The 13,266-nt window shown below is 71.2% G+C and carries 14 protein-coding genes; 3 read left to right on the top strand and 11 right to left on the bottom strand.

The window, feature by feature from the left end; all coding sequences use genetic code 11:
* Nucleotides 1-4 precede the first annotated feature (4 nt).
* Genes DW297_RS04255 through DW297_RS04245 form a run of 3 tightly spaced genes read right to left on the bottom strand, consistent with a single transcriptional unit; the run spans nt 5 to nt 3,669 of the window.
* Nucleotides 5-1,315 (bottom strand): FGGY family carbohydrate kinase, encoded by a 1,311-nt coding sequence (locus DW297_RS04255; RefSeq protein WP_136029702.1) that lies wholly within the window; start codon nt 1,313-1,315, stop codon nt 5-7.
* 20 nt (nt 1,316-1,335) lie between these two features.
* Nucleotides 1,336-2,352, bottom strand: a complete 1,017-nt coding sequence (gene corA, locus DW297_RS04250; protein ID WP_136029700.1) for a magnesium/cobalt transporter CorA — start codon at nt 2,350-2,352, stop codon at nt 1,336-1,338.
* 33 nt (nt 2,353-2,385) lie between these two features.
* Entirely contained in the window at nt 2,386-3,669 is a 1,284-nt protein-coding gene (locus DW297_RS04245; RefSeq protein ID WP_136029698.1) for a serine hydrolase domain-containing protein, read from the bottom strand.
* Between the two features lie 99 nt (nt 3,670-3,768).
* Here DW297_RS04245 and DW297_RS19160 point away from each other — a divergent pair, with 99 nt between their 5' ends.
* Entirely contained in the window at nt 3,769-4,083 is a 315-nt protein-coding gene (locus tag DW297_RS19160; RefSeq protein ID WP_136044268.1) for a DUF2470 domain-containing protein, read from the top strand.
* Between the two features lie 54 nt (nt 4,084-4,137).
* Nucleotides 4,138-4,785, top strand: a complete 648-nt coding sequence (locus DW297_RS04240; RefSeq protein WP_240744512.1) for a biliverdin-producing heme oxygenase — start codon at nt 4,138-4,140, stop codon at nt 4,783-4,785.
* A gap of 56 nt (nt 4,786-4,841) precedes the next feature.
* On the opposite strand, the gene DW297_RS04235 is transcribed toward DW297_RS04240, so the two are convergent.
* The gene (locus tag DW297_RS04235) at nt 4,842-6,227 is read right to left on the bottom strand and encodes an ATP-dependent DNA helicase (protein ID WP_136029696.1); all 1,386 of its coding nucleotides are present in this window, start codon (nt 6,225-6,227) and stop codon (nt 4,842-4,844) included.
* Between the two features lie 115 nt (nt 6,228-6,342).
* Between DW297_RS04235 and DW297_RS04230 the strand changes: the two genes are divergently transcribed.
* A complete protein-coding gene (locus DW297_RS04230; RefSeq protein WP_136029694.1) occupies nt 6,343-7,416 on the top strand; it encodes a hypothetical protein in 1,074 nt (357 codons plus the stop codon).
* Between the two features lie 9 nt (nt 7,417-7,425).
* Here the strand turns inward: DW297_RS04230 and DW297_RS04225 are convergent, their stop codons facing one another.
* The 7 genes from DW297_RS04225 to DW297_RS04195 form a co-directional block, all read right to left on the bottom strand.
* Entirely contained in the window at nt 7,426-9,450 is a 2,025-nt protein-coding gene (locus DW297_RS04225) for a cytochrome c oxidase assembly protein (RefSeq protein WP_136029691.1), read from the bottom strand.
* Nucleotides 9,451-9,532: 82 nt separating this feature from the next.
* Nucleotides 9,533-9,820 (bottom strand): HU family DNA-binding protein, encoded by a 288-nt coding sequence (locus DW297_RS04220; RefSeq protein ID WP_017203554.1) that lies wholly within the window; start codon nt 9,818-9,820, stop codon nt 9,533-9,535.
* 393 nt (nt 9,821-10,213) lie between these two features.
* Complete coding sequence (gene rpsN, locus DW297_RS04215) at nt 10,214-10,519, bottom strand: 30S ribosomal protein S14 (protein ID WP_017829734.1); 306 nt, start codon at nt 10,517-10,519, stop codon at nt 10,214-10,216.
* A 3-nt stretch (nt 10,520-10,522) separates the two neighbouring features.
* Nucleotides 10,523-10,693: a 50S ribosomal protein L33 gene (gene rpmG / locus DW297_RS04210; RefSeq protein ID WP_017203558.1), complete on the bottom strand. Its 171-nt coding sequence runs from the start codon at nt 10,691-10,693 to the stop codon at nt 10,523-10,525.
* Nucleotides 10,693-10,929 (bottom strand): 50S ribosomal protein L28, encoded by a 237-nt coding sequence (gene rpmB / locus DW297_RS04205; RefSeq protein ID WP_025102729.1) that lies wholly within the window; start codon nt 10,927-10,929, stop codon nt 10,693-10,695. The genes rpmG and rpmB overlap by 1 nt, the downstream gene beginning before the upstream one ends.
* Before the next feature lie 140 nt (nt 10,930-11,069).
* Entirely contained in the window at nt 11,070-11,777 is a 708-nt protein-coding gene (locus tag DW297_RS04200) for a DNA-3-methyladenine glycosylase (RefSeq protein ID WP_136029780.1), read from the bottom strand.
* Nucleotides 11,778-11,793: 16 nt separating this feature from the next.
* Nucleotides 11,794-13,266 (bottom strand): Ig-like domain-containing protein (locus tag DW297_RS04195; protein ID WP_240744511.1); only part of this gene is annotated, 1,473 nt, incomplete at its 5' end.

Raw genomic sequence — 13,266 nt, 5'->3', positions numbered from 1 at the left:
CGGGTCAGGCCGCGGGCGGCAGCTCGTGCCCGAGCGTGCGGGCGGCCTGACGTGCCATGCCCCAGGCGACGAACTCACCCGCGGGCGGTGCCGTCATCGGGATGTCGAGGATGAGCGGCGCGATCTCCCTGACCGCCGCCGACCGGGCGCCGCCGCCGATCAGGATGCCCCGCGCCGTCGGCACCCCGAGCGCGCGGATCGCGTCGAGGCCGTAGCGCAGGCCGCCCAGCACGCCCTCGAACGCGGAACGCGCGAGGTTCTCGCGCGTGGTGACCGCGAGGGTCATGCCGAACAGGGTGCCCGTGGCGTCGGGCAGGTTCGGCGTGCGCTCCCCCTCGAAGTACGGCTCCAGCACCAGTCCCCCGGCACCCGGGTCGGCGGCGAGCGCGAGCCGCCCGAGCTCCTCGTGGTCCACCGCGAGCAGCGTGGCCAGCGTGTCGAGCACGCGCGCCGCGTTCACGGTCGCGACGAGAGGCAGGTGGCCCCCGGCCGCGTCGGCGAAGCCCGCGACCATGCCCGACGGGTCGATCGTGCGGTGGGCACTCGTGGCGAACACCGTGCCGCTCGTGCCGATCGACACCACCACGTCGCCCACGGCCGCGCCGAGCCCCAGCGCCGCACCGGCGTTGTCGCCCGACCCGGGACCGACCCGGCGCCCGTCCGCATCGGTCACGGCCGCGTCGTGCGCGAGCACGCGAGGCAGGATCGCGTCGTGGCCGAGCGCGGCGGCGAAGAGCTCGCGGTCGTAGCCCGCGTCGGTCCAGTAGCCGGTGCCCGAGGCCTCGGAGCGGTCGGTGACCAGCTCGTCGAGATCGGCTCCGCGCGGCGCGTCCGGTCCGAAGCCGCGCAACCGCCAGGTGAGCCAGTCGTGGGGCAGGGCGACCGCTCGCACGTGCGCGGCGTGCTCCGGCTCGTGCTCGCGCAGCCACCGCACCTTGGTGAGCGTGAACGACGGCACGGGCACCAGGCCCGTGCGCTCGGCGAGGGCGGCGGCGCCGTGCTCCGCGATCAGGGCGGCCGCCGCGTCTGCCGAGCGCAGGTCGTTCCACAGCAGGGCCGGTCGCACGACCCGTCCCCGGCCGTCGAGCGCGACCATGCCGTGCTGCTGTCCGCTGATCGCCCAGGCCCGCACGTCGTCGAACCCGCCCGCCGCGGCGATCGCGGCCTGCAGCGCCCGCCACCACTCCTCCGGGTCGACCTCGGTGCCCGGCGGGTGCGGTGCACGCCCCTCGCGGATCACCCGACCGGAGAGGGCGTCGGCGATGACGACCTTGCAGGACTGGGTCGAGGAGTCGATTCCCGCCACGAGTTCCATCCTGCGATCATCCCACGGCGTCAGAGCCATCCCTTGTTCTTGAACGCCGCGTAGAGTCCGAGGCCCATCGCGACCATGAGCGCGAGCGCCATCGGATAGCCGAGCAGCCAGTGCAGCTCGGGCATGTGGTCGAAGTTCATGCCGTAGATCGTGCCGACCAGGGTCGGGGCGAACAGGATCGCCGCCCAGCCGGAGATCTTCTTCACCTCTTCGTTCTGCCGGATGCTGAGCTCGGTCATGCGCCGCATCTCCTCGTTCTGGCGGCGCGCGACGATGGTCGACTCGACCGTGAGCGCGTTGTCGAGCACGGTGCGGAACGTGGTCGCCCTGTCGCTCACGCGCAAGGTGTGGTCGAGCACGTCGCGCAGGTACCGCTGCAGCTCCTCGCTCACCCGGTACTTGTCGGAACCGCGCAGGAGCGCCTCGAGCATGCCGACGAGCGGCTGGGTGGCGCGCTGGAAGTCGATCACCTCGCGGCCCAGGTCGTAGATGCGCTGCGTGGCGTCCACATCCTCCTCGAACAGCTGGCTCTCGATCTCGTCGATGTCGTTCTCGAGGCCGGCGAGCACGGGGGCGTACTCGTCGACCACCTCGTCGAGGATCGCGTACAGCACGGCCTCCGGCCCGTGGGAGAGCAGCGCGGGGTTGGCCTCGAGGCGGCGGCGCACCCGCGCCAGATCCGGGGCCTCCGCGTGGCGGATGGTCACCACGAAGTCCGGCCCGACGAGCACGTGCACCTCGCCGAACTCGACCTCCTCCAGGTCGTCGAGGTAGCGGGCGGGTCGCAGCACCATGAACAGCACGTCACCGTAGCGCTCGAGCTTGGAGCGCTGGTGGCCGGACAGCGCGTCCTCCACCACGAGCTCGTGGAGGGCGAACTCGTCGGCCACGGCGCGGATCTCCTCCGGACTCGGCCGGTACAGCCCGATCCAGCTCATGCCGCGTCGCTCGCGCATGCGCTCGAACGTCTCGCTGAGGGTCCGCGGGTTCTCCGTGCGGACGCCGTCCACGTAGATCGCGTTGTCGACGATCGCCACGACGACCCCTTCCGATCAGCCGGTGCTCACTGCTCACTCCTCCGCGGGCGCGACGCACGGGAGCGCAGCGTCCGTGGTGGCCTGGTGGTACTGCTCCGCGGTGAACGGCAGCCCGAAGTCGGGGGCGGTCTGCCCGGACGCGGCGGGGGCCTTCGACGCGATGGCCGCGAGCTCCCACGACAGCTGCTGGGCGAACAGCGCCCCGGCGGTGGAGTCGTTCAGCACCACGGCGACCGTGAACCCGGTGGCCGGGTCGGAGTAGGCGGCGGTCGCATAGCCGGGGGTCCAGCCGTGCTGGCCGACCATCGAGCCGACGAGGTAGGCACCGCCGGTGGCCTGGAACCACGACGCGGCGGTGTCGGACACGGGCAGCGGCGAGCCGAAGCGCGCGGGCTCTTCCTTCGTGCGCAGCGCCTGCGCGGCCTCCGCCTGGGCGTAGCGGCCGAGGTCGGTGATGGTCGACACGACGCCGGAGTCGGTGAAGCCGGAGCTCGACGAGAGGGTGGTGATGTCGACCGGGGCCGCGCAGTTGAAGCCGCCCTCGACAGCCGACATGTAGTGGCCGTTCATGGCGGGCTCGGGCACCGGCGGGGCGGCCTGCGGCGTGGGCAGCTCGGTCTGCGTGAGGCCGAGGGGCTCGGTGACGTACTCCGCGATGAGCTCGCGCGCGGTCATGCCGGTGGCGCGCTCGAGCGCGAGGCCGAGCAGCAGGTAGCCCGCGTCGGAGTCGCGGAAGGTCGTGTGCGGGGCCACCCTGGCGCGGCCGAGGCCGTAGCCGGCGAGCTCGAGCGGAGCCCACACGCGCTCGGGGGTGTTGATCCAGGCGGCCTTGGCGGTCTCCTCGGACGACCCGGCGCCGCTCGTGCCGTTGCAGAGGTCGAGCAGGGTCACGTCGGTCATGTCCGCGACGCCGGAGACGTAGGTGGGCACCTTCGCGTCGAGCTCCACGGTGCCCTCGTCGGCGAGCGCGTACAGCACGTCGCACGTCATGAGGCGCGTGACGTCGGCGATGCGGAACGACATGTCCGTCGTCAGCTCGGCTCCGCCCTCCTTGTCCTGCGTGCCGGCCGCCGCGACCCAGCTGCCGCTCCACGGCACCCAGACGCCGACGATGGCTCCGGACGCACCCGACGCGGTGAGCGCGTTGTCGACCGCGGTCTGCATCGCCGCGACGGTGTCGTCGGGCAGGGAGGCGTCGACCTGGTCGGGCGGCGTGTAGCTGAAGGAGTCCTCGGACGAACAACCGGTGAGGACGAGCCCGAGCACGACGGCCGTGGCCGCTGCGGCGCGCCACCGGCGCGACGAGAGAAGCTGCATGTGAAGGAACCCCCGAGGACGTATCTCCCGAGTCTAGAGCGAGGATGCTGGAAGTCCGCCTCGCGGGACCGCGCCGATCGCGGCCCGTAGGGTGTGAGGGTGCCCCACGACTTCGCTCCCGACGTGATCGCCGCCGTGCTCCGCCACATGAACGGCGACCACACCGACGACAACCTGCTGATCGCCCGCGCCTTCGCCGAGCCCGCCGACCAGGAGCCGACGGCGTCCGTCATGACCGGCTTCGACGGCGAGGCCGGCGTGTGGGAGGTCACGCGCGGCGGCTCCACCTCGACGCTGCGCGTGCCGTGGCCCGGCGGCCCGATCACGGAGCGCCCCGAGGTGCGACGCGAGGTCGTGGCGCTGTACGACGCGGCGTGCGCGCGCCTGGGCGTCGAGCCGCGGCCGCACGACTGACTCCGCACCGACCCGGACTTCCGTCCAAGGTTAGGCTGCCCTTACACTGGGGCCATGCCCGAGATCCTCTCCTTCTCCGCCGCCCTCCGCGAGCGCTCCTCCGGGTCGCACTCGCGCAGCGAGACGGCCGGCTTCATGTCCGACCTGCTCAAGGGCGAGGGCTCCCGCGAGGACTACATCGCGCTCGTCGCGCAGCACTACTTCATCTACGAGGCGCTCGAGAGCGCGGGCGACCGCATGCGCACCGACCCCGTCGCCTCCGTGTTCCTCAGCGACAAGCTCACCCGCCTCCCCGCGCTCGAGGCCGACCTCGAGTTCCTGCTCGGCGCGGACTGGCGCGACCGGATCACGCCGCTGCCCACCACGCAGCGCTACGTGGAGCGCATCCGCCAGGTGGGCGCGACCTGGGCCGGGGGCTTCGTCGCCCACCACTACACGCGCTACCTCGGCGACCTCTCCGGCGGCATCTTCATCGGCCGCGTCATGTCCCGCCGCTTCGGCTTCGAGACCAACGGCGTCGGCTTCTACCTGTTCGACGACATCGCCGACCCGTCCGCCTTCAAGGACGTGTACCGCGAACAGCTCGACGCCGCCCCGTGGGACGAGGCGGAGCGCGAGCGCGTGATCGACGAGGTGCTGCTCGCCTACCGGTTCAACACGGAGCTGTTCGAAGACCTCGACCGCGCCCGCGCCGCCGCCTGAGCGCCCTCACCGGTCCCTGAGCGAGCGCCCGCGAGACGAAGGGCGTCCACCGCGGTTCAGCCCGTGGGAAGCTCCGGCGTCGACGCCGCCAGCCACGCGTCGCGCATGAAGCGCCGCACGTCCTCGTCGACCCGGATGTCGCTCGGCCGCAACGGTCGCGACAGGTACAGCCCGTCGAGCGAGGTCAGACGGCTCAGCGCCACATAGGTCTGCCCCGGCGCGAACGCCCCGGAGCCGAGGTCGATGATCGCGCGGTCATAGGTCTTGCCCTGCGACTTGTGGATCGTCACGGCCCACGCGAGCCGCAGCGGGAACTGCGTGAACTCCGCCACCACGTCGCGGGACAGCTTCTTCGTGTTCGGGTCGTAGGCGTAGCGGAACCGTTCCCACACGGCCGGCTCGACCTCCACCTCCTCGCCGTCGATCTCCACCCGCACGGCCCCGCCGAGAATGCGGGTGACGGTGCCGATGGTGCCATTGACCCAGCGCGGCGGCTCGCCCGACATGGCGGTGTCGTTGCGGAGGAACATCACCTGCGCGCCGACCTTGAGCTTGAGCTCCGACTCGGCAGGCAGGGCAGCCTCGCCGCGTCCGAAGTCGCCGTTGATCTCGGCGCGCGCGGTCTGCTCCTTGCCGGGGAGGGCGGCGAGGTGACGGCCGTTGATGCCGTTCACGATGTCGTTGCGCGTCGCGAGGGTGATCATCGGCACCTCGCCCGGCTCGGGGTCGGGCGGCGTGCGGGCACCCTGCGCGTTCAGCACCCCGGCGATCTCCGCGGTCACCCGGCCGTAGCGCACGGCGTTGAGCATCGCCTTGAACCCGTCGTCGGACTGCCGGTGGATCTGCACCAGCTCCCGCACGTGCAGCTCGGCCCTGGTGTCGACCTGGAACAGGCCCTCCTGGTCGGAGAGCCCGGAGCCGCCCGACCACACCTTCGCGTCGAAGAACCAGAAGGAGCGGTAGTGGTCCTTCACGTAGCGGGCCTCGTCGCCGCGCGGCGGGACGGGCGCGAGCTGGTACGGGTCGCCGAACATCACCACCTGCACACCGCCGAACGGTTCGCCCCTGCGTCCGCGGGCCTGCCGCAGCGAGCGGTCGATCGCGTCCATGAGGTCGGCGTTGACCATCGAGATCTCATCGATCACGAGGGTCTCGATCGCATTCAGGATGCGCCGGGTGGCATCGTTCTGGTCGATGTCCGCGTCGCCGATCAGCCCGATCGGGAGCCGGAACAGCGAGTGGATCGTCTGCCCCTCGACGTTCAGCGCGGCGACGCCGGTGGGCGCGCAGATCGCGATCTGCTTCTTCGTGTTCCAGGCGAAGTGCTGCAGGAGCGTCGACTTGCCGGTGCCGGCGCGGCCGGTGATGAACACGTGCTCCCCGGTGTCCTCGATGAGGCGGAACAGCTCCTGCTGCTCCTCGGACAGGGCGGGAAGGGACACGGTTCTCTCAGGGCTGCAGGGGCGGACGGGGGCGCCCACCCATGCTACGTCGCGCCGGGAGTCGCGGGGCGCCGACGCTCGGCGTCCCCCCAGGACTCCCTCCTAGACTGACGCCATGGAGCGGGCCGGGAGGAGCACGCCCCGGCGTGCGCGCCTGGGCGTGGATCTGACCATGCTCGCCGTCGTCGGCGTGATGCTGTTCGCCGCGATCGGGGCGGGCGGCGCGACCCTCTACCAGCAGTTCTACGGCCCCTCGGCGTTCGTGGTCCGCTACCTCGACCTGCTCGCGTCCGGCCGCGCGGCCGATGCGCTCCGGGTGCCCGGTGTCGCCATCGACCGCGAGACGCTCGAGAAGGCCGGCATCGACCCCCGCGCCTCGGAGGCGATGCTGCGGCGCTCCGCGCTCGGCCCCCTCACCGACATCGAGGTGAAGTCCGAACGGCCCTCCGGCGAGGGCACTGCCGTCACCGTCGGCTATACGGCCGGTGGCCATCACGGCACCACGACCTTCCAGGTGCAGCAGGACGGCTGGGCCGGCGTCACCCCCGCCTGGCGGTTCACGACGAGCCCTCTCGCGGTGGTCCAGCTCACCGTGCGCGGCTCCGACCGCTTCGCCGTGAACGGGTTCGAGGTCGATCGTCGGCAGGTGTCCGTCGCGGGGGCCGAGGCCCAGCCGCTCGACCCCCTGCCGCTGCTCGTGTTCACCCCCGGCGTCTACTCCGTCACGGTCGACACCGCGATCTCGACGTCGTCCGGCCACGGAGTGCTCGCCGACAAGCCGCTCGCCGTCACGCCGCTCGACGTGCAGACCGAGCCGACTCCCGAGTTCGTGTCGGTGGTGCAGCAGCGCGTCGAGGAGTTCCTCACGCAGTGCACGACCCAGGAGGTGCTGCAGCCCACCGCGTGCCCGTTCGGCCTGCGCGTGACGAACCGCATCTCCGCACCGCCCACCTGGTCGATCACGAGTCAGCCCCAGATCGCGGTCGTCCCCGCCGAGGACGGTCAGTGGCAGATCCCGCCGGCCGATGCGGTGGCCCACGTCGAGGTCGAGATCCAGTCGCTGTTCGACGGCTCGGTCGAGCCGGTGTCGGAAGACGTGCCGTTCCGCGTGAACGGCACCATCGCGATCCTCCCCGACGGCTCCGCGTCGATCAGGGTCGGCTCTCCCGACGAGCCCGCCGAGGACTGACGCCGGGGATCAGCGCCGGTCGCGCTGGGCCTGGCGCTCCGCCGCGCGCTGGTCCCGCGCCGCGAGCTCGGCGAGGCGCGCGTTGTACTCCTCCAGCTCGGCGTCCCCCGTGCGGTCGGCGTGCCGGTCGCGACGCTTCTGCAGCTTGGTGTCGCTGCGGCTCCACTGGATCGCGACCGTGATGGCGAGGATCAGCGTCGGGATCTCTCCGATCGACCAGGCGATGCCGCCGCCCACGTACTGATCGGTCATGGGATCGGCGCCCCAGTCGCGGCCCATCGCGCCGAACCAGTCGGCGACCATCAGCCCTTCCTGCATCATGATCGCCATGCCGAAGAACGCGTGCATGGCCATCACGGCGATGAGGGTGATGAGCCGGCCGGGGTACGGCAGCCGGTACGGCACGGGGTCGGCGCCGATCAGGCTCATCACGAACAGGTAGCCCGAGATCAGGAAGTGGATGACCATCCACTCGTGCCCGAGGTGCTCGTACATCGACCAGCGCACCAGGTCGGTGAAGTAGAACGCCCACAGCGAGACGATGAAGATCGCGGCCGCGACGAACGGGTGGGTCACCACGCGCGCGAACGGCGAGTGCACGGCCCACATGATCCACTCGCGGCCGCCGCGGGTGCCGTCGTCGCGCTTGTGGATCGCGCGCAACGCCAGGGTGATCGGTGCACCCGAGACGAGCAGCAGCGGGATCGCCATCGAGAGCATCATGTGCCCGAGCATGTGCACGCTGAACAGGTACTCCTGATACGCGTTGATGGGCCCGCCCGTCACCCACACCAGCATCAGCATGCCGAGCACCCAGAAGACGGTGCGGTGGATCGGCCAGCGGTCGCCGCGCAGCCGCAGCCGCCGCACGCCCGCGAGGTAGAGGAAGAGCCCGAACCCGGCAGCCACCAGCCACAGCACGTCGATGTCCCACGCCGTGAACCACCGCGCCAGGGTGAGCTCGGGGGGAAGCAGGGAGCCGGTGAGGATCTGCGCCGGGGTCTGCGCGAACGCGGCGGTCTCGCCCGTGGGCGGAGGGGTGCGCGCGAGGGCCGCCGCTGCGCCCGAGGCGAGCCCCATCAGCGCGACCTCGCCCAGCACCAGCAGCCAGAACCAGCGGTTGGCGCGGTCACCGTCGAGCTTCGGGATGAGTCGGGCGCGGTACCAGGCGCCGAGCAGGCCCATCCCGACCAGCAGCACGGCCTTCGCGATCACGATCGTGCCGTAGGGCGTCGACCACACCGCCTCCCAGGACCCCACCGCGACGATCGACCGGGTGAAGCCGGAGAGCGCCACGACCGCGAAGGCCGCGATGGCGAGCGAGGAGTAGCGCGACACCAGGCGGGCGCGGTCGATGCCGGACTCTCCGCGCAGCAGCACCAGCAGCAGCAGGCCGCCCAGCCACACCGCGGCCCCGATGGTGTGCAGCAGGATCGAGTTGACCGCCATGTTGTGGCCGTCGAGGTCGCCCGCATGGCCCTGGGTCGCCAGCGGCAGGAACGACACCGCGGCGAGCAGGGCCGTGATCAGGGTGGGCGTCCAGGACCGCCAGGCGAACGCGAGCACCGTGATCACGGCGCCGAGGATCGTGGTGATGAGCCACGACTGTCCGAGCGGCAGCTCCAGCAGGAACCGTCCGAGCTGTGCACCGAACTCCCGCTCGATGCTGAGCTTCGGGTTGAACGCCGCCATGAAGGCGAGGAAGCCGGCGAGACCGGCCGAGACCGTGAACACCGCGGCACCGATCGACGCGATGTTCAGGGCCCTGTCGAACGACCGCTCGCCCGCGCGGAGTGCGAACAGAGCGAGCACGAGCGACCCGAGCATGAGGGCGCCCGAGATGTTCATCACGAGCTTGGCGATCGGTGTGCCCCACAGCACCACGGGCCCCGGGTCCTGCAGCAGGGGCGGCTTGGCACCGCCGCCGATGAGCAGCGCCCACACGAGGGCGACGAGACCCGCCGCCAGCAGGATGACGACGCCGGCGACGCGATACGCCGACGTCGTGCTCGGCGTCTCGGTGCGGGAACTCACCCCTCCAGCCTAGGCGCGCTGGACGGGGGGAAAGCACGAAGGCCGCTCCCGGATCGGGAGCGGCCTTCGAACGGGTGCGGTCTTACTTGACGGCAGCCTTGAGCTTGGAGCCGGCGGTCACCTTGACGCGCTTGCCAGCGGGGATCTTGATCTCGGCGCCGGTCTGCGGGTTGCGGCCCGTGCGAGCAGCGGTGTCGACCTGCTCGAAGGAGATCCAGCCCGGGATCGAGACCTTGCTGCCCTTGGCGACAGCGTCGGAGACCGTGGCGAACAGCGAGTCGAGGACACCGGAGACGGTGGCCTGGCTCTGGCCGGTGGCGGAAGCGATGCTCGCGACGAGCTCGGTCTTGGTGATGGACTTGTCAGCCATGTCATCCTCCAGCGACGAAGGACCGTCGCATCGTTGTGGGTGCGAGAGGCGGGTGCCTCCCGTTGGTCGAGTGACCGCCTTGAATGTACCAACCACCACCCGGATTTCCGCGTCATTTCGCGGGTTTTGACCAATTACCCGGCGTGTCGCGCCACTTTGGTCACACGTGTCACAGAATTCGGGAGGCTCATGCCCTCGCGCGGGACGGCGCCGACGATCACGGGATCGGCGTCCGCGAGCGCCACCCACCCCTGCCGGCCTGCCCCGATCTCGCGGCACTCTCGCGATCACCGGAGCGCGTCGGCGCTCACCCGGGCCGCGAACCGCGGAGACGCGGGGGCACGCGAAAGGGGCGAGGATCCGAAGATCCTCGCCCCTTTCGACGGCGGAGACTTACCAGCTCGACTTGGTCACGCCGGGCAGCTCGCCACGGTGTGCCATGTCACGGAAGCGGACACGCGAGATGCCGAACTTCGTGAGGACACCGCGGGGGCGGCCGTCGATGACGTCGCGCGAACGCACGCGAGCCGGCGACGCGTTGCGCGGCAGCTTCTGCAGGCCGACGCGAGCGGCCTCGCGGGCCTCGTCGGTGGCGTTCGGGTCGACCAGGGTCTTCTTCAGCTCGGCACGACGCTCGGCGTAGCGCTCGACGATGACCTTGCGCTGCTCGTTGCGCGCGATCTTGCTCTTCTTAGCCATGGATCAACGCTCCTCTCGGAATTCGACGTGCTGACGGATGACCGGGTCGTACTTCTTCAGCACGAGGCGGTCGGGGGTGTTGCGGCGGTTCTTCTTGGTCACGTACGTGTAACCCGTACCCGCCGTGGAACGCAGCTTGATGATCGGACGGACGTCCTGAGCCTTCTTGGCCATTAGAGCTTCACACCCTTCGCCTGGAGGTCCTTGACGACGTTCTCGATGCCGCGCGCGTCGATCACCTTGATGCCCTTGGCGGACACGTTGAGCGTGATCTTACGACCGAGCGAGGGCACGAAATAGGTCTTCTTCTGCACGTTCGGGTCGAAGCGGCGCTTCGTCCGGCGGTGCGAGTGCGAGACGTTGTGACCGAAGCCGGGAACAGCTCCGGTCACCTGGCACACTGCTGCCATGATGATGACTCCTTCATTACCGTGAGGCCGGACGGCCCCACCCAAGATCCCTTGTCTGCACGCAACCTCGACCCGCCGATCTCTCGGCCGCGGAAGGGGAAGCATGCGAACTACGCACAGGAGCGTGCGCAGACAAAGAGTCAGTCTAGCACGGGCAGGGTCGTCCCCAGTGCCGCGGCCTCGGCGGCACCGCGCCCCCACCGAAACGCCGACACGGTCGGGTCGCCCGGGATCCAGAACCGCCACGGGAAGGCGTCCGTCCCCGCGACCCCCGCGACCCCGACCCTCGGCCCCTGCGACACATCCGCGACCGGCGCGCCGAGCCACAGCTCCGCGCGGGCGCCGTTGTGCTCCGCGCCCGTGACCGCGTCGATCCCGTCGTGCAGCGCGTGGCGCAGGCCGACCGCCTGGCCCAGTCGCCCCGGCCCCCTGGCGAGGTCGCGTCGGGCCGTGCGCCCCAGCGGGAGCGGGGCACCGCGGCGGACGGCCGCAGCGTCCTCACCGGCCACCACCTCTCCGGCGCGCAGCAGCACCCCGTCGCCCTGCCCCTCCGGACCGCACGCCACGTTCACGCACGAGTGGATCCCGTGGCTCAGGTAGACGTACAGGTGGCCCGGCTCGCCCCACATCGTGGCGTTGCGGGCGGTGCGACCCATGCGCGCGTGCGAGCCGGGGTCGACGCGGTCGCCCGTGCCCTGCCCGTGATACGCCTCGACCTCGGTGACGCGCACGCGGACCTCCACCGGCACACCGCCCTCGATCACCACGGTGCGCAGTTCCGCGCCGAGCAGGGTGGGCGCCACCTCGACGGCGGAGCGCATCACGTCGTCGCGGGTCACGCGTCGCAGCGGAACGGCCGACACGTCAGAACCGCGGCGCCGTCTGGCACCAGGAGGCGTCGAAGCCGGTGAGGGCCACGAGCTCCTTCCCGGAGTCCAGGTCGATCAGGTGGGTCTCCAGCCGCCCCGGAAGCGGCAGCAGCATGCCGTCGTAGGGGTTGTTCGCCATGTCGGGGGCGACCACGACGGCCGCGTACTGCCCGCTCGGCGACGCGCACGCCTGGAGGATGGCGTCGCTCGACCCCACCTCGACCAGGGGTTCTGCGACCCCGTCGTCGTCCACGCGGACCACCGCCTGCCCGATCGGCAGTCCCGAGTCGTCGCGCGACACCACGTGCCGCAGCGTGCCGCCGGGGAACGGCGTGATCGTCGTGGCCGTGCCGTAGTCGGGCGTCGAGGCCGCGAGCGGCTGCTCCGAGCCGTCGGTGAGGTTCAGCTCGACCACGGTGCCGTCGAGACGCTCCACGATCGCGGTGTAGGTGCCGCGCGAGATGCCCTGAATGGTGGTGGCGAGCCCGAGCGACTGCACTCCCGTGTCGGCGGAACGGTCGACGAGGGCGAGCGCGCCGTCGAAGTCGATGAAGAGCACGGCGGCGCTGTCCGGCACGAACTGCCACACGAAGACGCTCGCCTCCTCCCCTGCGACCTCGATGATCTGCGGCTCGTCGTCGCCGCTCAGCGACTGGGTCACGAGCACGCTCGCGCGGCCCTCGCTGTCGCCGAGCTCGCGGTCGGAGTAGCTGTAGCCGACGAGGTTGCCGCGCTCGGAGACCTGGATCTCTCGGACATAGCCGTCGCCGGGCAGCGTCAGCTCGCGCTGGTCCTCACCGTCGCGGTCCATCACCAGCAGGTGCGAGCCGTCGTCTTCCTCGACCGAGGCCACGAGGCGCGTGGAGGTGGCGCGGAAGTCGTTGATCCGCGGATGCGAGAACACCGGCACCGCCTTCTCGCCGCTGAGGTCGGTGCGGAAGATCGTGTCGTCGCCGTCGACGTCGCGCCGCAGCAGGAACATCGTCGAAGCGGGCGTGGTGAAGCTCGTCGTGAGCTCGGCGGACGGACCACCGCTCGCACCGACGGCATCGGACACCGTCACGGTGTACGTCGTGTCGTCGTCGAGCGGCACCGTGAAGCGCACCCCGATCCCGCGGCCGGCCGCGTCGACCGTGAACGGCACAGCCGGCTCGACCGACACCTGGTCCGCCTCGACCGCGGCGAGGGGCTGGTTCGCGGTGAGGATCAGGCGACTGCCGGACGATTCGATCGCCTGGGCCGCGTCGACCTGCACCTCCGAGATGCGCGGACCCTGCAGCAGGCTCACGACGCCGAAGCCGGTGCCGACCAGCACCAGCACACCCAGCACGGCACCGATCGTCAGCAGGAACCGACGTGACATCCGCGGCCCGGCCGCCGCACCGGCGCGGTCGCTCGCCGCGGGCGGGCCATCGGCGGGACGCCAGCCCGGCGCGGCACCCTCTGACGACTCGGCCGCGGGCGGCGT

It is taken from the genome of Microbacterium sp. PF5, assembly GCF_004794315.1.
Lineage (GTDB): Bacteria > Actinomycetota > Actinomycetes > Actinomycetales > Microbacteriaceae > Microbacterium > Microbacterium sufflavum.
This window is presented reverse-complemented; position numbering and strand designations above follow the sequence as displayed.